The organism is Ornithinibacillus sp. 4-3 (assembly GCF_040958695.1).
Classification (GTDB): Bacteria; Bacillota; Bacilli; order Bacillales; family Amphibacillaceae; genus CALAMD01.
Genome location: NZ_CP162599.1, coordinates 1,305,384 through 1,324,190, shown reverse-complemented (window position 1 = coordinate 1,324,190; position 18,807 = coordinate 1,305,384). Strand labels below are relative to the sequence as shown.

General features: G+C 36.2%; 13 protein-coding genes and 1 pseudogene. 6 read left to right on the top strand and 8 right to left on the bottom strand.

Features of this window, described 5'->3' with window-relative positions:
• The first annotated feature begins 47 nt into the window (after window positions 1-47).
• Window positions 48-1,619, top strand: coding sequence for an ABC transporter substrate-binding protein (locus AB4Y30_RS06400; protein WP_368654655.1), 1,572 nt, complete (start codon window positions 48-50; stop codon window positions 1,617-1,619).
• 53 nt (window positions 1,620-1,672) lie between these two features.
• A complete protein-coding gene (locus AB4Y30_RS06395) occupies window positions 1,673-3,109 on the top strand; it encodes a M20 family metallopeptidase (protein ID WP_368654654.1) in 1,437 nt (478 codons plus the stop codon).
• 366 nt (window positions 3,110-3,475) lie between these two features.
• On the opposite strand, the gene AB4Y30_RS06390 is transcribed toward AB4Y30_RS06395, so the two are convergent.
• A complete protein-coding gene (locus tag AB4Y30_RS06390) occupies window positions 3,476-5,053 on the bottom strand; it encodes an ABC transporter substrate-binding protein (RefSeq protein WP_368654653.1) in 1,578 nt (525 codons plus the stop codon).
• Window positions 5,054-5,536: 483 nt separating this feature from the next.
• Here AB4Y30_RS06390 and AB4Y30_RS06385 point away from each other — a divergent pair, with 483 nt between their 5' ends.
• Window positions 5,537-6,016: a glutathione peroxidase gene (locus tag AB4Y30_RS06385; protein WP_368654652.1), complete on the top strand. Its 480-nt coding sequence runs from the start codon at window positions 5,537-5,539 to the stop codon at window positions 6,014-6,016.
• Window positions 6,017-6,463: 447 nt separating this feature from the next.
• Here AB4Y30_RS06385 and AB4Y30_RS06380 read toward each other — a convergent pair whose 3' ends face one another.
• The 3 genes from AB4Y30_RS06380 to AB4Y30_RS06370 are packed head-to-tail and all read right to left on the bottom strand — an operon-like array spanning window position 6,464 to window position 10,158.
• Complete coding sequence (locus AB4Y30_RS06380; protein WP_368654651.1) at window positions 6,464-7,819, bottom strand: MmgE/PrpD family protein; 1,356 nt, start codon at window positions 7,817-7,819, stop codon at window positions 6,464-6,466.
• Window positions 7,820-7,864: 45 nt separating this feature from the next.
• A complete protein-coding gene (locus tag AB4Y30_RS06375) occupies window positions 7,865-9,217 on the bottom strand; it encodes an MmgE/PrpD family protein (RefSeq protein WP_368655181.1) in 1,353 nt (450 codons plus the stop codon).
• Window positions 9,218-9,219: 2 nt separating this feature from the next.
• A complete protein-coding gene (locus AB4Y30_RS06370) occupies window positions 9,220-10,158 on the bottom strand; it encodes an NAD(P)-dependent oxidoreductase (RefSeq protein ID WP_368654650.1) in 939 nt (312 codons plus the stop codon).
• Between the two features lie 328 nt (window positions 10,159-10,486).
• Here AB4Y30_RS06370 and AB4Y30_RS06365 point away from each other — a divergent pair, with 328 nt between their 5' ends.
• From AB4Y30_RS06365 to AB4Y30_RS06355, 3 genes are all read left to right on the top strand, one after another.
• The gene (locus AB4Y30_RS06365) at window positions 10,487-11,392 is read left to right on the top strand and encodes a LysR family transcriptional regulator (protein WP_368654649.1); all 906 of its coding nucleotides are present in this window, start codon (window positions 10,487-10,489) and stop codon (window positions 11,390-11,392) included.
• A gap of 102 nt (window positions 11,393-11,494) precedes the next feature.
• On the top strand, window positions 11,495-12,661 hold the full coding sequence (locus AB4Y30_RS06360; RefSeq protein ID WP_368654648.1) for an NAD(P)/FAD-dependent oxidoreductase: 1,167 nt from the start codon (window positions 11,495-11,497) through the stop codon (window positions 12,659-12,661).
• A 201-nt stretch (window positions 12,662-12,862) separates the two neighbouring features.
• Window positions 12,863-14,467, top strand: a complete 1,605-nt coding sequence (locus AB4Y30_RS06355; RefSeq protein ID WP_368654647.1) for an ABC transporter substrate-binding protein — start codon at window positions 12,863-12,865, stop codon at window positions 14,465-14,467.
• Window positions 14,468-14,709: 242 nt separating this feature from the next.
• Here AB4Y30_RS06355 and AB4Y30_RS06350 read toward each other — a convergent pair whose 3' ends face one another.
• The 4 genes and pseudogenes from AB4Y30_RS06350 to AB4Y30_RS06335 form a co-directional block, all read right to left on the bottom strand.
• Complete coding sequence (locus tag AB4Y30_RS06350) at window positions 14,710-16,284, bottom strand: ABC transporter substrate-binding protein (RefSeq protein ID WP_368654646.1); 1,575 nt, start codon at window positions 16,282-16,284, stop codon at window positions 14,710-14,712.
• A gap of 218 nt (window positions 16,285-16,502) precedes the next feature.
• Window positions 16,503-16,836 (bottom strand): annotated as a pseudogene (locus AB4Y30_RS06345) (dihydrodipicolinate synthase family protein).
• A gap of 41 nt (window positions 16,837-16,877) precedes the next feature.
• The gene (locus tag AB4Y30_RS06340; protein WP_368655180.1) at window positions 16,878-17,042 is read right to left on the bottom strand and encodes a hypothetical protein; all 165 of its coding nucleotides are present in this window, start codon (window positions 17,040-17,042) and stop codon (window positions 16,878-16,880) included.
• An 859-nt stretch (window positions 17,043-17,901) separates the two neighbouring features.
• Window positions 17,902-18,786 carry a polysaccharide deacetylase gene (locus tag AB4Y30_RS06335; protein WP_368654645.1) on the bottom strand — a complete coding sequence of 295 codons (885 nt, stop codon included), beginning with the start codon at window positions 18,784-18,786 and terminating at the stop codon, window positions 17,902-17,904.
• Window positions 18,787-18,807: the final 21 nt, after the last annotated feature.

The window sequence follows — 18,807 nt, the reverse complement described above, 5'->3', positions numbered from 1 at the left end:
TTATGGAAACATTTTTAAAATTATAACTTACTAAGGAGAGAAAAATAATGGGGTTAAATATACGAAAAGGGCTATTTATGATAATGTTCGTTTCTTTATTATTTGCTGTCGCATGTAGTTCAGATACATCCGATAATAATACGAACAACGAACAAGAGGCTGGCGGAACATTAAACATTGCCGTTGATGCTTCCCCACCTTCACTTGATCAACCAACAAGCACGGCAACAAATGCTCGTGATACATCTAGACTTATCTTTGAAAGTCTTGTGACAACCGACTCTGAATTTAGTCCAGTACCAATGTTGGCTGAATCCATTGAAACCGAGGACAATCAAACATTTACATTCCATTTAAGACAAGGCATCCTATTTCATAATGGAGAAGAAATGATTGCTGAAGATGTTATTGCTTCTATGGAACGTTGGTTGGAAAAATCATCAATAACAGGAAATATCTTTAATGGTGCAACATGGACGGCTGAAGATGACTATACCGTTGTACTAGAATTACAGTCCCCTTCTGCTCTTGTTTTAGACACCATTGCCACATCTAAACAAGGAGCAGCAATTATGCCAAAAGAGATTGTCGATTCTGCTCCAGCTGAAGGTGTCACAGAATATATTGGGACAGGTCCATATAAATTTGTAGAATGGCAACAAGATAACTATATTAAATTTGAAAAATATGAAGATTATCAGCCTCTCGATATGGAACCAGATGGCTTGGCTGGAAAAAGAGAAGCATTAGTAGATGAGATCTATTTTCATATCGTAACTGACCCTTCTACACGATTAACTGGATTACAAACGGGTGAATATGACTTTGTTTATGGTGTGCCTTTAGATAACTATGAACAATTACAAAATGACCCAAATCTCGAAACAATCCTTGAACCAGAAGCCAATAATCTATTAGGTTTAAACAATGTGGAGGGTCCAGCATCTGATTTTAAATTACGTCAAGCTATTAATACGGCTCTAGATGCAGAAACGATTATGATGGCTGGTTATCCTAACGAGGATTTCTATTGGTTGGACTCAGGGTATATGGATGTTCATATAGCCAATTGGGCAAGCACAGCTGGAAGCGAGTATTACAATCAGAATGACATGGAAAAAGCAAAACAATTGTTAGAAGAAAGTGAGTATGATGGTGAAGAATTTACAATCATTACAACACGTGACTATTTCTATCTTTATAATATAGGGGTCGTTATTCAAGAACAATTGAAGCAGCTTGGAATGAATGTAAAACTAGAGGTCTATGACTGGCCAACCATGCTTGATCTACGTGATAATAAGCTAAGTGAATGGGATGGATTTATTACGTCTTCTACAACTGTTAGCACGCCACCACAGCTTCTTGTATTAAGTTCTTCTTGGGCAGGTGGAGTAAATGATGATTTCGTTGGTGAAGCAATGAAAGCCATTGAAACAGCACCAACAATAGAAGAAGCTCATGATTTATGGGATGATTTACAGCTCTATGTTTGGGAAGAACTTCTACCTGCTGTTCAGTTAGGCGGTAACAGTACTTTATACGGAAGTAGTTCAAAGGTACAAGGTATTGAGACAACTTCAGGCCCGATTTTCTGGAATGTGACAGTTTCTGAATAAAAGTCTTTAAATGAAATATTTAATTGTATATACAGCTAAGGAGTGTTTCATCAATGGGAGTAAATGCAGCAGACCAAGTAAAAGAGTATTTAGCAAATAATTACGATGCATTCACAAAAATGAGTGATTATGTTTTCGATCATCCAGAATTAAGATTTGCAGAATATAAATCAGCAGAATTTTTAGCTTTAGAATGTGAAAAAGCAGGATTTGAAGTGGAACGGGGTGTTGCAAATATTGAAACAGCCTTTGTTGCAACCTATGGAAGTGGTAGTCCTGTCATTGGATTTTTAGGAGAATATGATGCACTATCTGGTTTAGGTCAGGTTCCAAATGAAACAAGCCCAAAACCAAATGGGAATGCGAATGGTCATGGTTGTGGTCATAACCTATTAGGTGTTGGTGCATTTGCAGCAGCATGTGCAACCAAAAATTATTTAGAAGAAAATAATTTGCCTGGAACGGTTAAATTCTTTGGTTGTCCTGCTGAAGAAGGTGGATCAGGAAAGACTTATATGGTAAGAGAAGGAGTTTTTGACGAGGTTGATATTGCCTTAACATGGCATCCTGCAGATATGAATGGAATTATGAGCGTGTCAAGTTTAGCTAATTATCAAGTCTATTTCCAATTTGAAGGGGTGTCGTCACATGCCGCAGGATCTCCACATCTTGGACGCAGTGCGTTAGATGCAGTAGAGCTAATGAATTCAGGGGTTAACTATTTGCGTGAACATGTTGTACCTGAAGCACGTATGCATTATGCAGTGACAAATACTGGCGGTATCTCTCCTAATGTTGTTCAAGCAAATGCAGAGGTATTATATTTACTTCGCGCACCTGAAGTTCATCAAGTCGATGATATATTTAAACGAGTAATTAAAATTGCAGAAGGTGCAGCTTTAATGACGGAAACAAAAATGACGATGCGTTTTGACAAGGCCTGTTCTAATTATATACCGAATCGAAAGCTGGAAGAAATATTATATGATAGTTTAAAAGATTCAAGTCTGCAAGAACCCACTCCAGAAGAAAATGCATTTGCCAAGGGTATTTGGGAATCATTAACAGAAAATGAGCAAGAGGGTTACTTAACAACAATGACAGATTATGGATACAATGGTGATGGAAGTGAATTTGAAGGAAAATATGTATCCGATTTAATTTCTCCTTATACACCAGCAGATAGATCTATGGCTGGATCTACAGATGTGGCAGATGTCAGTTGGGTCGTACCAACCGCTCAAGTGGCTACAGCAACATGTGCGATAGGAACGCCTGCTCACACCTGGCAAATGACGGCGCAAGGAAAAAGCAGTATTGCCTATAATGGCATGTTAAGAGTTGCGGAAGCTATGTCTAAAGCAGCAATACACTTATTTAATAATAAAGAAGACTACGAAAAAGTAAGAGAAGAATTTGAAGCATTCAAAGCTGCTCATCCATATACTTGCCCGATTCCAGCTAATGTTCAACCAACTATCTTAAAATAGTAAAGATTGGTGGATTAATCATAGCTGTAGAATCTAGTTAGTTCAGATGGAAGTGTAAACTAAAATGTGTAAGTAGTTGTTTTATCTCTATACACACTAACATTAGTAGCGCAAAACTAAGGGCATAGTTTTGTGCTACTTTTTTTTATTATTGAAGAAAAACTGTTCTAACTTTTGACTTGATCGCCTACAGGACCTTCATACCAGATTGCTGTTCGTTGAGCCAAGATTTTGCTATGCACTTCCTTCAGCTTTTACCACGTGATAAATAACTTGTGCTTCTCTAGTTATTGATTGATGTGTATCATCATGCCCTGGCGCAAATATAAAAGACGGCCATTAAGACCGTCTTTGTTCATGCTTGTATTATTTATTATTTGAAACGTTCCAAAGGATAAGACGATGGTTTTCATTTTGTTCTTTGAAATTTTCGATAGTGTTTTGTAGTGTTACAATTTTATCGTAATCGCCAACTTTTACAATTGGCATATAATCCCAAAACCATTCTTGAAGTTTGTCATAAACAGGTTTGGCCTCCTCTACAGAAGGTTGCTCCCTAAATTCTTCAATAATATTATCAAGTTCAGGGCTATCTGTCCATCCACTATAATCGCTCATTAAATATACATTTGACGTTGGCTCTGGTACAGGAACATTCCCCATCATAAACATATCATAAGCGGTGTCATCTTCACGTTTCGCTGATAAAGAAGGCCAATCATATATTTCTAGTTTTATATTCATCCCAATACGTTCTAACTGCTCTTGTATGACGACAGCCGCATTATATTGTTCTTCATAGTCTCTCGTTGTAATAAATGTGATTTCCTCACCATTATAACCTGCTTCATTTAATAATTGTGTTGCTTTTTCTATATCTACCACATTATATTGATCTTCACCAACCTCACTATCCCATTGTCCCTTCTGATGAGACATCATCAGATTATGGCTTAAAGAATAATATGAATCATTCGCAAAAGGTGCGATCATGATGCTCTCCATATCCAAAGCTGCTGCTATTGCTTGACGCGCCTTGACATCGGTAAACAGTCCATTTCTCTTATTAAAGTGGATTGCCATATAAGCATTAGGAAAAGAAGTGTTTTCTAAATTGGCTTCATTTTGCATTTGATCCCCTACATCATAAGGCACACCAAACGCGATATCATATTCTCCAGACTGTATTCCAGCCACTTGAGTAGAAGTATCTGGTGTGAAAACAAAAAACAAATCATCAACTACTGCTTCCTTTTCGCCAGCAAATCCACTAGCGGGCTCCTCGCGAGATTGATAATCTTCAAATTTTGTTAAATGAACCTGTTGATCTTGTTGCCATTCTTCAAATTGATATGGACCTGTTCCAATATATTCTTCAACACCCGTGTCATTTGCGCGATCAATTACCTCTTTTGGCATAATAGCTGGGAATCCTGCTCCTATATAAGACATCGTCACAAAAACCGTTGACATAGGTTTTGGCAATGTTAAAGTAACTGTGTAATCATCTTGCGCTTCGAATGTTGCTTCATTAAATTGCCCTCTCGCTCCGACACTATCTTTCCATCTTTTCATGGAAGCGACTACATCATCCGCTACCATTTCCTCACCATTATGAAACAATACACCTTCGCGAAGCTTAAACGTCACCATTTGCCCATCTTCACTCTGTTCATATGATTCAGCAAGCATGGGCTGTACACTATAATTAGAATCGACGGTTAGCAATGTTTCGTAAACATGGGACATAATATCTGTTGTCGCTATAACGTTACTAACATGTGGATCAAGCACAGGGGGTTGAGCAGGATATGCTACTTTTATTTCCCCACCTTGAGGTTGAGTATCCTGATCTTGACCTGTATCTGATTTTGCGTTGCATCCTACGATGACAATAAGTGAAAACAAAATAAACATTATTCCTAATCCTTTTATCCTGTACATCTAAATCCTCCCAGTTACCTTTGTTTGATGCACTATAAGTTGCATGCCATTAACAAAAGGTTTTCATGTTTTGAACTGTGGCTCCCTCCCTTTAAAATGCTTAATCCATCAAGCTTTTTATAAAATAAAAAAAAAACAGTTACAAGGACACGAGTTTTTACAACAGCTCTGTCTATATAACTGGTTTGAATCTAGGACTCGCTTTACATATTTTTCTGTAATTTAGATTTAGTAGCTCATATTAAGCATTATCAATAACATAGCAAATATAGAATTTTAGGTCAAATAATATTCTGAATAAACTGAAGTAAGGGAATTGAAATTTAATTATAAATTAAATAATGGACGAATTGTACTATGTTATCAGACCGATTGATTTTGCAAACTCATCGTGGCTCTCCTAAGATTGTCATGATTAAATAGTTGAAATAACTTTAATTTGGGATGCTAATTTGCTATCCTTTCACAAAGGGAGGCGTCACTATGACCGTTTATCAATATTCAGCTGAAACAATTGATGGGAAGGAAAAACTTCTTTCAGATTACAAGGGGAAAGTGCTGCTAATTGTCAATACTGCAAGCCAATGTGGATTTACACCTCAATTTGATCGTTTACAAAAATTATATGATACCTATAAAGATGACGGTTTTGACATTCTCGGCTTTCCATGTAATCAATTTGGAAACCAAGATCCTGGTACGAATGATGAGATCCAATCTTTTTGTCAAAAAAATTATGGTGTTACCTTCCAAATGTTTAGTAAGGTAGAGGTTAAAGGAGAAAAAGCGCATCCTCTCTTTATCTATTTAACAGAGCATGCAAAGGGATTGATGTCTAATCAAATTAAGTGGAATTTTACAAAGTTCCTCATCAATAAACAGGGTGAAGTTATTGACCGATTTGCACCTCAAACAGATCCAGCAAAAATACATAAAGAAATAGAATCTGCACTTAAAGCGTAAAAAGTCTACCTAGATATGCTTCTTTTTGTTCAAGACTTACCCAGATAAGCGAATCAAAGCAAAATTGACTGAGATGAATCCGGTAGCATACCGAAAACAAACCAGCCAATTAGCTGCTTAAATACTTAGTCTAACTTTATGGGGCCAGTACAGATTTATCATATCCACATGGTAGAAACTGTTGAATTTTCAGTCGATTATTTAAAAGAATACATACATCAAGCAAGAAATGGAGGTATTGAAGAACTAAAAATCTGAGAATATGCCTATTTTCTCTATGAAACAAATTACCTAACCCTTGGGTTGATAACCGACGCCATCTTCATTTTAAGGATTAAATCCCTTTATCCTGTACATCTAAATCCTCCCAGTTTCCCTTGTTTGATACGCATTATCCAAGTGTCTGTCATATTTTTTGATAGTTTTCCCATCAAATCATGGTGTCTCTTACTTTTCTTTTACTTGTGTCCATGTTGGCTTTAAAACCGCATTTTCTAATATTTCAGCAATACTATCACTAGCTTCAAGATTTTTTAAAGCATCAATTAATTTAATTGTTTTTTCTTTGCCTATGATTGGTTCTGTTAGTACAGTAAATTTGCTTTCCAATGCCTCCATTGACAGTGGATTTTCATAGCTCCCTGTCGCATTCTCAATTTTAATATCAATAGTTTCTCCATTTTTCTTAACTAATTTCGCATACACTTCTTCTTCTTTCATCTCTTCTATAACAATTGGGCGAATTTTATTTCTAAATTCAATAATTCTAGGTGAGGCTACCATTTCATCTGAGTACTGTTTCTCTCCTGCCGCACCTTCTAAAAACCCAACTGTTGCTGAATGGTAAATGCTGAACTTTCCTTCTAATCCTGTCTGTGGGTTAGGCTTCCCAGTCAGTTCTAGCACATATTGGTTAACATGTACCTCAATATAATCAACCTCCTCTGCTTCAACCTTCTTCCCTAATTTAATACAAGCATCAATGGAAGGGTGTAAAACAATCCCACAAGCATATGGTTTGAAGGTGTTCTTGAGTAATTCCCATTCTTTGCCCCAATTGATATTGACTTTCTCTAAATCATGTTCAGGGGCTAACACATTTGCAAATCCTCGCTTAGCCTCTAAAACTTGTCTAGAGCTGGTAAAGCCTTTTTTAGCTAATAAAGCAGCCATTAAACCGTTCTGTGCTGCTTTACCAGGATGAAATGGCTTCGTCATTGTTCCAAACATTTCTCTTAAACCAAATGCTTGAGTGCCAGCAATACCTAACGCATACAGAAGCTCTTCTTCCTTTAAATCAAGCATAATACCTGCTGCGATTGCTGCCCCAAAAACACCAGTTGAACTTGTGATATGCCAACCAAGTTGATAATGACTCGGATACACCGCATTACTAATTCTAAGTTCAGCCTCACAGCCTAAAATAAAAGCGTGAAGCATTTTAGCTGGGCTTATATGGTGTTTCTCTGCTAGTGAAAATACAACAGGTGCAACTGGACCACTTGGATGGTGAATGGTGTCTAAATGAGTATCATCAAAATCAAAAATATGTGATGTCATCCCGTTAATCATCGCCCCTAGCAAGAGATCACACTTTTCACTTCGACCGAAAATGGATACCTGACTACTCCCTTCTAGCTCTTCTTTTAATGAAAGTACCATTTCAACGGATGGATGATGAGCTGCTCCTATCGCGACTCCCATCCAATTAAGTAAGCTCTTTACTCCATGATCACGTACTTCTCCCGGAATATCTTCCATCTTTGTATTTAGAATATTTCTGACCAATGTTTTTGTTATCATCTCTATCTCTCCTACTACCTAAATTGGTGTTTCTATGGAAAAAAGTTAATTCTTTTGAAATTCCAAAGTTAATGATTTAAGAAGTCTTCTAATATCATCTATTTCTTCCAGCTTCTCTAAGTAAGCAAATGCGGAATGCTGTTGTTCGTCTGTCATGATGTGGTTAACACATTCCGAAAATTTTTGCTTTAATTGCGCTCGTGATAAAGCTTTTTGACTTGATCCAATCGGATGGGTGACTGTTTTCGTATAGATATCCCCTTCCTTTGTTTTGATCGTCACAGTAGCCTTTTCCTCTTCCTTATCTTCTTCAGCCAAAATAATAACCTGTTTCATCATCCTTTGAATATCCGTTCTCTTTACTTGATCATCATGAAACTGAGCTAAGCTTACTTCCTGATTCAGTACAGCTGATGCAATACAATATTCAAGGCTAAATTTCGCCTCCATCTCATCTTTAGGTTGATGATATCTTAAAATGGAAGCCGCTCTTTTTGAAATAGAGCATTCGATTGTTTCAAGCTGCTCAGGATCTAACTGATGCTTTGTGATTAGTGAAAATACAGCATCAATCGGTCGATGTGTCATGGAACAAGAAGGATTCATTTTAACATTCAATCCATTCGATTCTAAATATAAGCTATCCACTGAAAACGACAGATTTTCAAAATCCTGATCATGATGAAACACATCTCCATAGCCAAAGTCAGCTTCTAGAACGTTTGAATTTGCCGTTACATCTTGTTCAGCGAGTAATGCGGCGAAAACTCCTGCCGCTGCTGCCTGTCCAGCATGAAGTGGTTTCGTCATCGTTCCAAAATTAGCCCGCAGTCCACTTGCACTTGATGCTGCTATTCCAAGCGCATAACGGATTTGTTGTTGACTAAGCCCAATGATCTTCGCACTCGCAGCTGCCGCACCAAGCGTGCCATATGTTGCAGTTGTATGCCATCCTTGACTTGCATGCTGTTTGGCTAATTGATGAGTAACCTCCAACCCACATATATATCCTTCCAACACTTCTTTTCCCGATCGGTTATATTTCTCTGCTAATGACAGGATTGCTGGGATTAAAATTGCTGACGGATGTCCTTTCATTACAAGTGATGTGTCATCAAAATCTAGTGCATGTGCTAATGTTCCCATTACCCATGCAGCATCTCTTGCATTGGTTTTATATGAGAATGGAATAATCGTACTTTGTCCACCTTCCTGCTGCAAAAGATTAGCTTGCTCTAAATATTTCAATAGCTTAGTGACAACAGGCTCATCCTTTGCTGCTATCATTACACCAATCGTATCGATGATTGCATTCTTTGTATGTTCAATTGCCGATTGAGTTACCGATGATAATTCAAAATTCTCGATAAAAATTCCACATGCTTCCGTTGTATTCATCACTATTTCATCTCACTTTTTAGATCATGATCTAATATATTTTGTAAGGATTGTTCCGCAAATCGCTCAAGAACTTCAGTTGTCACATAGCCAATATGGGGCGTCAAGACAACATTTGGGCAATTTTTAAAAGGGTTCTGTACTAAAGGTTCTTCTTCAAATGTATCTATGCCCGCTCCGTATAAATGTCCGCTTTCTAATAACTCAACTAACGCCTTGGTGTCGACTAGAGCTCCACGCGCGGTATTTATAAAAATACTCCCTTTTTTCATAAGGTTTAAGTGCTGCTGATTTAAAATGCCTCTTAATTCAGGTACTAATTTAAGATGGACAGAGACGATATCTGACGTGGATAGAACTTCTTCTAGTTCAAGTATTGAGATATGTTCATCTCCTTTTTTCCCAGTTGGTCTCCATGCAACCACTTCGATATTAAAACTTTCAGCCACCAAAGCTACTTCCCTCGCAATTTTCCCGTACCCTAATAACCCAAGACGTTTGTTCTGCAACTCCATTCCTGGATATTGGATCCATTTGTCCTGCTGAAGGTTTTGCTGATGAGGCGTGAATTGGCGCGCACACGCTATCATCAGACCAAATGTTAATTCCACAACAGATGGACGTGAAGTGCTGCCTGTCAACGTAATAGTGATACCTTGTTTTTCAGCTTGATCAAGATCAATATGAGCCGCTCCACCGCCTGTTTGTGAAATCATTTGAAGTGAAGGAAGCTTCTTAAGCACATCAGCAGAAAGATTGACACGCTCTCTTATCAGTACAGCGATATCTGCCTCTTTTAAAAGGGACACAACCTCTGCTTCTTCCGTTATTTTGTGATGATGATAAGTGATGGAATAACCTTTTTTCTCCAACTCTGCAACTTTAGGAGATGATGGATAAATACGTTCATAATCGCTAAGCACTACAATTTGTTTTGTCATACCTTCACTAGCTCCCTCCTTCATTACTTATTTTGTTGGTTCTCTTCATTTACGAAAACATATTCCAATTTCTCTATGTGTTCCTTTAAACGTATAAAATGGATAATTAGGCTTTAGCTGATTCATCGTCTAAATCTCCTTTTAAAATCATTTTTACAAATAACTCAATCATCATTCTAAAAGATGCAATTCTTGAGTTATTTGAATAAAGTCTTTAAAATAAGTTTAAAGCGTTATTATCTGACAGTAAAGAAAATTTAATGAATTATGTTATTCAGATTGTCAATGATGCCAATAAATAACTGCCAAGAGCAAGGTGGAATTAAATATGAATATGGATGCTATTGAATCATTTATTGAAATTATTCGTTATGGTAGCTTTACAGAAGCGTCAAAAAATCTTTATGTTCCGCAACCAACTTTATCTCATCGGATGAATCAATTGGAAAAAGATCTTGGTGAAAAACTAATTAAGAGAGACAATAAAGGGATTCACTTAACTAAAGCAGGAGAAACATTTCTCCCTTTTGCCATGCAAGTATTCGAGGGATATTCAAGAGGAAAGAAGGCTATCGAAGTTACGAAAATGGGAATTGATGTGACATACAATATCGGCATTTCATTAGCACTTTGTCAAAGTATGATTCCATCCTTTCTTTCCAATTATTTGAATCATAACCTTGATTCGTCAATGAATCTTTATGTCAGTAATTCAGATATGATCATACAGTCATTAAAAAATCAGGAATTAGAAATTGGTTTTACAAGATATACAGTGAATGATGAGAGTTTAGTATTTGACGAAATTTATAAGGATCCTATTTGTTTAATCGTGCCACCTCATCACCCATTTACCAAAAGAGAATCGGTAACACTTGAAGAAGCATGTTCTGAAACACTTATTCTTTATCGGGAAGGATCCAATCTCCGCAATATGGTGGAAGCAGCCATTTTCGACTTAAATCTAACCTATAAAACGAAGGTGGAAGCGAATCATTCTGAACTCATAAAGTTTTTTGTGAAATCTAATCTCGGGATAACCTTCCTACCAGAATCATATGTTGATTACGAAGTGAAAAATAAGCAAGTAATGAAGATTAACCTAGCAGATAATCCTTTTTCCTTTCGACATACTTATATCGCATATCATAAGCAGAATAAAGAGTTATTTATCGAAAAGCTTATTAAACAATCCAAGGCATATTTTAATAGTCCTGGTAATCATAAGATCTAAAATAGAAAGTGAATTTTAGTTTATCAACCTCCTGTTTTCAGGGTGGTTCATCATATTACTGCTTAATTAGATTTCTAAAATTAACTAAGGGGATGCAAAGAAATGAATGCAGATGTAATTGTTATTGGTGGAGGAGTTATTGGATCATCGATAACCTATCACTTAGCTCGTGACGGTGTTAAAGTAAAACAGTTAGAAAAAGGAAGTATTGCTAATCAAGGTGCTGCATCTAGGGCCAGTGCTGGTGGGATAAGATTAAATAATCGTGACCCTAGAGAGTTAGATTTAGCAAAAGCAAGTATTAAACGATGGGAATCTTTAGAGGAAGAATTGGAAGCCAATTTAGAATATGGGTCAGCAGGGCAAATCATGCTGTTTGATGATCGCTACATGATGGACGAGGTTGAAAAGCAAGTAATAGATGATTTGAAAAATGGAATCGAAGCTAAGATTGTGATTGGATCAGAATTAAATGAATTAGTTCCATCTCTCTCCCCCACTATTACAAAAGCAATACACTATCCAAGTGGAGGTCAAGCAAATGGATTGTTAACAACAGTTGCTTATACTTCTAAAGCACGTCGTCTAGGAGCAGAAATTATCACAGGGATAGAAGTATATTCCATCGTTAAAGAAAACAATCGGGTTGTCGGTGTAGAAACTAGTAATGGATTTATACATGCTAACACCGTTATTAACGCAGCTGGAGCATGGACACCAGCATTACACGAAACATTAGGACTTTCACTTCCGCAAATTAAGCATTCTATTCGGCAAATGTCTGCAACATATCCGGCTCCTTTATCCACCTTGCCAGGACCAACAATTGGAGCAAAAGGAACTAAAATATCACTTAAACAGACCATTGACGGACGTATACGAGCTGGTGGAGGCTATATAACAAAACCAGGTCCAGACAAATATACTGGAATCTTTAATGAGGAAGAACTAGAAGAACAGCGAAATACAGTGCTCTCCCTCCTGCCAGCAGTAGAAGCATATGAAATTGATTTTACTTATTATGGTGCGGAAGCATATTGTATCGATAATATTCCAATACTAGGTCCTATCCCAGAGGTTGAAGGATATTTAATCGCCGCCGGATTTAGTGGACATGGATTTACTTTATCTCCAGCAATAGGTATGGTGATGGCAGAAGTAGCACAAGGCAAGCAACCTTCCATTTCAATTGAAGCGTTTAAAATTGATCGTTCTTATAATAAGCCAGTGGAAGGTGAAACAAGTGCAATACATAACCTTCCGGGTTAAACAAATCTGGTAATGTATCATATTTCATGAAATATGTTTAACATGTCCATGAGAGGTGATAATAGTCCAAGAATATATAGCTTTTTACATCATGTCATAGTCATAATTTCCATAAAAACTTCAAATACTGAATCTGTTGCAAATATTTATTAATAATAGTTGATGACTATTGTTGCAATAGAGCTAGGAGGAGAAATATAAATGAAACTAAAGTTGATAAGTATACTTTTCTTAATTTTCACGTTTGGACTTGTGATGGCAGCATGTAGTTCTGAACAGCAAGACTCTTCAGATACGGATGATACTGCTTCCCCAGATAATGAAGTGGAAAATAATGAACAAAGTAGTGGTGGAGAATTAAATATTGCGGTAGCAGCCCAGCCCCCTACTCTTGATACACATTTGACAACAGCAACCGTAGCTCTTGATGTGACAAGAAATATTTTCGAAACATTAGTAACAATGAATGAAAACTATGAATCTGTTCCTATGTTAGCTGAATCAATTGATGTAAGTGATGACGGTAAAACTTATACATTCAAGCTAAGAGAGGGTGTTAAATTCCACAACGATAAGGAAATGACTTCTGAAGATGTGGTTGCGTCAATGAATCGTTGGTTAGAGCAATCATCTCGAGCTAAGATGCTTTTAAGTGGAGCAACATTTGAAGAAGTGGATCCGTATACGGTTCAATTGAATTTACAGGAACGTGCTTCTGATACGTTAGATGTGATGGCAGGGCAAGGACAATTTGCGGCGATTATGCCAAAAGAAATAATTGAGTCCGCAACCTCAGAAGGTGTTACAGAAACGATTGGGACAGGTCCATTTAAATTTGAAGAGTGGAAACAAGACCAGTACATTCATTTATCAAAGTTTGAAGATTACAAGGCTTCAGAAGAAGAAACAAGCGGTTATGCTGGGAAAAAGGAAGCGCTCGTTGATGATCTTTATTACCATATTGTATCAGATACTTCTACACGAATCGCTGGAATACAAACAGGCGAATATGATATTGCAGAACAAATGTCACCTGACAATTATGAACAACTACTAGATACACCAAACGTTGAAACATACACTTATCTGTCTGGGACAAATTCAATGTTTTTCAACAAAAAAGAAGGGATCATGGTTGATCAAACAATTAGACAAGCTGTAAATGCAGCGTTAGATATGGACCAAATTATGTTAGCTAGTTTTGCTCATGAAGATCTATATGATATTCATTCAAGCTATAACAACCCTGAACAAGCTTATTTTGTAAGTGAAAATGGTCAGGATTCTTATAACCAAGGCGATGCGGAAAAAGCCAAACAGTTATTAGAGGAAGCTGGTTATAATGGCGAAGAAGTAACAATGATGGCGACTCGTGATTATGATCACCATTACAGTGCAGCAGTGGTTGTGCAGGAAAAACTTGAACAAGCTGGTATGAACGTCAACCTGGAAATTTATGATTGGCCTACTTTAAATGAAAACATGACAGATCCAGATAAATGGGATATCTTTTTCACAAGTACGGGTTATGTCACAACACCATCCCAGCTATTAGCATTAAATACAGATTTTGCAGGGTGGCCAGATGATCCAACAATGATCGAGCTATTGAGCTCCATTAGGGCAGCAGAATCACAGGAAAAAGCAGATGAAATTTGGGATGAATTACAAGGCTACTTATTAGATGAATATGTACCGATTGTTTCATTCGGTCATTATAGAAGCATTATTGCAACCTCAGATAAGCTTGAAGGCTTTAATGTATTCCGAGGTACGATTCCTTGGAACACAAGTGTAAAAGAATAAAATTCAGCATGAAAGAAGTAAGCGACTTAGACCTTATGTATCAACCCATAAAGCTTCGACTAAATATTTAGCAGATAATTGGCTGGTTTGTTTTCGCTCTTCTACGAACCTAAATAAATGCCCTCATCTTTAAAAAAAGTCTATTAACCTCCAATTGACAGAGGTTAATAGACTTATCATTCTTTCCGAATTTACTCCTTATTACTTTCTATTCCCATTTACATGGTATACATATGTCCATGTTATTCAGTAATGGAAACATTCCATAAAATAGGATTTGAAATAGATTGAAATCCTTCCACATTCTTATTCATAGAAGTAATAAGCGCAATATTCCCTGGCTTAAATACGGGTAAATACTCCCAAAAGACTTGGTGAAGTTCATCGGAATATTCTTGAGCTTCTTCAATAGAGCTTGCATATAAGATCCCTTCAGAAATTCTTTTCAAATCATCACTATCAGTCCAGCCAAGCCATTCCGAATTCATAAAAAGATATTGAATCGGTATCGGTCTAATCGTGAAATTAGTGAAAAATAAATCAAATTTGTTTTCATCCTCACGAGATTTAAGTACTGTAGCCCAATCGGTCACTTCCAGTTTGACGTTCATCCCCACAGCTTCTAGTTGTTCTCGAATAACTAGAGACATATTGTAATAATTAGCATATTCTCGACTGGTTAACATCACTACTTCCTCTCCATTATATCCCGCTTCATCTAGTAACTTTTTGCTCAACTCAGGATCGTAAGTGTTGTATATATCGCTCCCAACATCCGAATACCATCCCGTTTGTTCTGTTTTAACAAGTGCATGATCCATTTCATAAAACTGTTCATCAACGTAAGCCGCTTTTAGGACATCTTCAGCATTTATAGCAGCATTAGCGGCTTGACGAGCTTTTTGATTGGAAAATACACCCGTTTTTTTATTAAATACCATCGGTGTAAATGAACTTGAATCGATAGAATTTTTAAAATCTGGGTTATCTAGTAATTTTAAAGCACTATCTGGTGGGATATCACCTGCAATGGCATACTCACCTGATTGCAGACCAGCCAAGCGCGTGGAGGGATCAGTAATGATGTGAAAATAAATATCATCCAAATATGCTTTCTTTTCACCTGCCATACCATCAGCAGGTTCATTACGTGATTGATACTCGGAAAATTTTTCTAAATGAATATAATGATCCTGTTTCCATTCTTTATACGCATATGGACCAGTACCAACATATTCATTTACCCCGTCAACACTAGCGCTTTTAATAATTTCTTCCGGCATAATTGCCGCAAACTGTGTAATATCCGAAAAAATATACAAATCTAATGTCGTTGGATTATCTATATGTGCAATAACCGTATAATCATCTTTTGATTCATATTTGGTATCGGCCAAATACGTTAATGCCTGGGATGATAATGACTGCCATCTTTCTAATGAGGCTATCACATCTTTTGCTTTCATTTCTTGTCCATTATGAAATTTTATTCCCTTACGCAAATAAAAAGTTATTAAATTACCATCTTCACTAACTTCATAGCTTTCGGCTAACATAGGGGCTACTTCTAAGCTGGAATTGAGGGTCAGTAATCCTTCATATATATGATTTGAAATATCTCTTGTAGCATCTGAGGTAGTAAAATGAGGATCTAATGTCAATGGTTGAACATGATAAGCGAAGTCTAACTTTCCACCTTGTAGTGCTTCATCTTTTTTCTTGTTTTGATTAACATCACCCGTACTGGTTGAACAACTAATCAGCGCAATACCTAACGTTAACAATAGTAACAAGCTCCCAATCTTCTTTAATTGCATCATTTACCTCCTGAAATCAATAATTTACTATTTTTATCCATTATTTCTCTAAATATGTCATGTAATTTTAAGGTAATAAGTATAATGAAAAATTGTTTTTAAATCATATTGTACTTTTCCAATGTATCTCTAATCTCGTCTTGTAGTTCGTTGGCGGGTAAGTACATTGGTAACATTAAATTAGAATTTATCTTACCCATCATTCTGAGAGCCACCTTTTACAAGACCTGGATTTGTAATAATACATCATTTAAAGGTAGCAAATTGTAATGCAGATCCAATGCCCTGCCTTTTAACCAAGCATTACACACATTAGTCACTAGTTTAGGCGCAACATTTGTAGTAGCACTTATTGATCCAGCAGCACCAATAGTTAACATGAGATAACATAATAATAAAATGCCTAAGAATAGTAAGAAATCCTTTCCCAAAGAATACATAATTCTGTTCCAAGTCTTTATTTGATTCTTTTACGCCAATTATATTGTCGCAACCTTTCAACAAACAAGCCAATATATTTACTTCTAAATTAACTGCTGTACGACCCGGAATGTTGTAAACAATAATTGATAAATCTACCGTCTGCCACCGCTTTATAAGCGTTTATATAACGCCTTTTGATTTGGGCAGTTGATGATTTGTTGACCAGTTGCAGGAATTACAGGAACCTTATTATCAACCGTTTTAATAGCATTCCCCATCTCTTTTATACGCTTATTAATGGTTAAAGAACTAGTTTTTCCAGATGTTCCAGTAATAGAAATACCATGACTACCAATACTTATTTGTCAATTATCAGATTAGACATTGCTTCCTAATCTCCTTCACCACCTTCCTTAAACGATGTAATTACCTGACAGAAGAATCCCCTTTATTTCTGTTTTATTTTTTTAACATTTACTATCACTCTATTTCAATAATTTGTTTTAAAAAATTAAATATAGAATATCAATGCATTAATTTAAATGAATCAAAACTTAAAATTTCTAACCAAGTTTTTTATTTGAAGCAATTACTTGAAATTCAATCCACATCATACCAATTATTTATTAGTTTTTTCTCTTGATAAAAAATGCTTCTAAAGTATTTTCTATATAGAAACAATAGCGCCTTAGTTATGTATTAATTCAATAAAACCTTCATTAGTTAACTGACTGACTAATTGCCACCCTTAAAGGTATTTTGAATTTTTTAGAGATGATATCACTTATAACCATACGATATCTTGGGTCATACTCGCCATTTTATTATCTATTTGTGAATAAAGTCAAACGCTAATTTTTTTACTTTTTCCCATGCTTAGAACTATATATTAAATAAAATGTTTTTTCAACCTCTTTAGTATATTATGTAAAGTGAAAATATTCTGCATTATAATTATACTAAAATAGCTTTAATTTAAGTTCGTCTTTTACGATTAATTTGAATTTTAGTTTTACTTTCCCATTGTATTGGAGAGTGCATTAACTCCATTTTATTAGAAAAAGCGAGTTTTATATCTTTTTTAAGAACTATTACATAAAGAGGTCCGACACAGAAAGTCAGTGAAAACTGACTTTCTGTGTCGGACCTCTTTTTTATACTTTTCTCATTCCTTGTATCCAACAAAACCTTGGACTATCCTCGAAGTAAAGCTTCATATCCGAAAGGTTCTGCTGGAGGAGATTCTTTTATCTCAAGCTCTCCTTTTTTCCTAAGTTCATCACAATACCTGGTTACTTCCTCAAGGTTGGTCCACCAAATATCTGGAAATTGTCTCATATACTTGATTAACTTTTCCACTGTTTGCATATATACTGATCTACCACTAATAAATGGATGTAAAGTTAATACAAAGCATCCCCCTGAATCATAATATCCATCAAACTCTCTGCTCCAAATTTTAAATACCGTATCAGGATCAACAATTGTTTTATTTCGACTTGCACGTGTGTGTCCCCAATACTCTGCGTCATCTAATATCCATTGAATCGGAATTTCGATAATTGAACCGCCTTTTGTTTTCAGTTCATAAGGAATTTCATCATCCATTAAGCTTGAATCCGAAAGTATACCATGTTTAATCAGCAAATCTGGTGTCCAGCGGTTTAGCTCCCATGATGGAGAACGATAAATGTTTGGAGCATATCCTAATATATCATGAAGCATTTCCTTGCTCTTTAATAAAATATCTTCTTCATCCTTTTGACTTAGATCATCTAAGGATTCATGTATATAGCCATGTAAACCAATGGCATGGCCCTGTTCTCTAATCGACTTTGTAACTTCTCTATATACGCCTGCTGTGTAACCCGGAATATAAAATGTTCCAGATAACTGATATTTGTCCAGCAAATTTAATATCTTTTTCATACCTAGTGTTGGTCCATATCTTCGTTGATGTAGCTCGCTTAATAATTTTCGGGACTGTTTCGGATACCGCACATACGCTGCAGATTCTCCGTCAAAATCCCATGTTAAACAAACTGCCATACGTTTTTGATTTGGCCATGTGATTGTCATTACTTTTTCCATCCTTTTTTA

Excerpts from the sequence above, each read along its gene's own strand:
- AB4Y30_RS06400 (WP_368654655.1), top strand. The coding sequence starts at position 48 with ATGGGGTTAAATATACGAAAAGGGCTATTTATGATAATGTTCGTTTCT.
- AB4Y30_RS06395 (WP_368654654.1), top strand. The coding sequence starts at position 1,673 with ATGGGAGTAAATGCAGCAGACCAAGTAAAAGAGTATTTAGCAAATAAT.
- AB4Y30_RS06390 (WP_368654653.1), bottom strand. The coding sequence starts at position 5,053 with ATGTACAGGATAAAAGGATTAGGAATAATGTTTATTTTGTTTTCACTT.
- AB4Y30_RS06385 (WP_368654652.1), top strand. The coding sequence starts at position 5,537 with ATGACCGTTTATCAATATTCAGCTGAAACAATTGATGGGAAGGAAAAA.
- AB4Y30_RS06380 (WP_368654651.1), bottom strand. The coding sequence starts at position 7,819 with ATGATAACAAAAACATTGGTCAGAAATATTCTAAATACAAAGATGGAA.
- AB4Y30_RS06375 (WP_368655181.1), bottom strand. The coding sequence starts at position 9,217 with ATGAATACAACGGAAGCATGTGGAATTTTTATCGAGAATTTTGAATTA.
- AB4Y30_RS06370 (WP_368654650.1), bottom strand. The coding sequence starts at position 10,158 with ATGACAAAACAAATTGTAGTGCTTAGCGATTATGAACGTATTTATCCA.
- AB4Y30_RS06365 (WP_368654649.1), top strand. The coding sequence starts at position 10,487 with ATGAATATGGATGCTATTGAATCATTTATTGAAATTATTCGTTATGGT.
- AB4Y30_RS06360 (WP_368654648.1), top strand. The coding sequence starts at position 11,495 with ATGAATGCAGATGTAATTGTTATTGGTGGAGGAGTTATTGGATCATCG.
- AB4Y30_RS06355 (WP_368654647.1), top strand. The coding sequence starts at position 12,863 with ATGAAACTAAAGTTGATAAGTATACTTTTCTTAATTTTCACGTTTGGA.
- AB4Y30_RS06350 (WP_368654646.1), bottom strand. The coding sequence starts at position 16,284 with ATGCAATTAAAGAAGATTGGGAGCTTGTTACTATTGTTAACGTTAGGT.
- AB4Y30_RS06335 (WP_368654645.1), bottom strand. The coding sequence starts at position 18,786 with ATGACAATCACATGGCCAAATCAAAAACGTATGGCAGTTTGTTTAACA.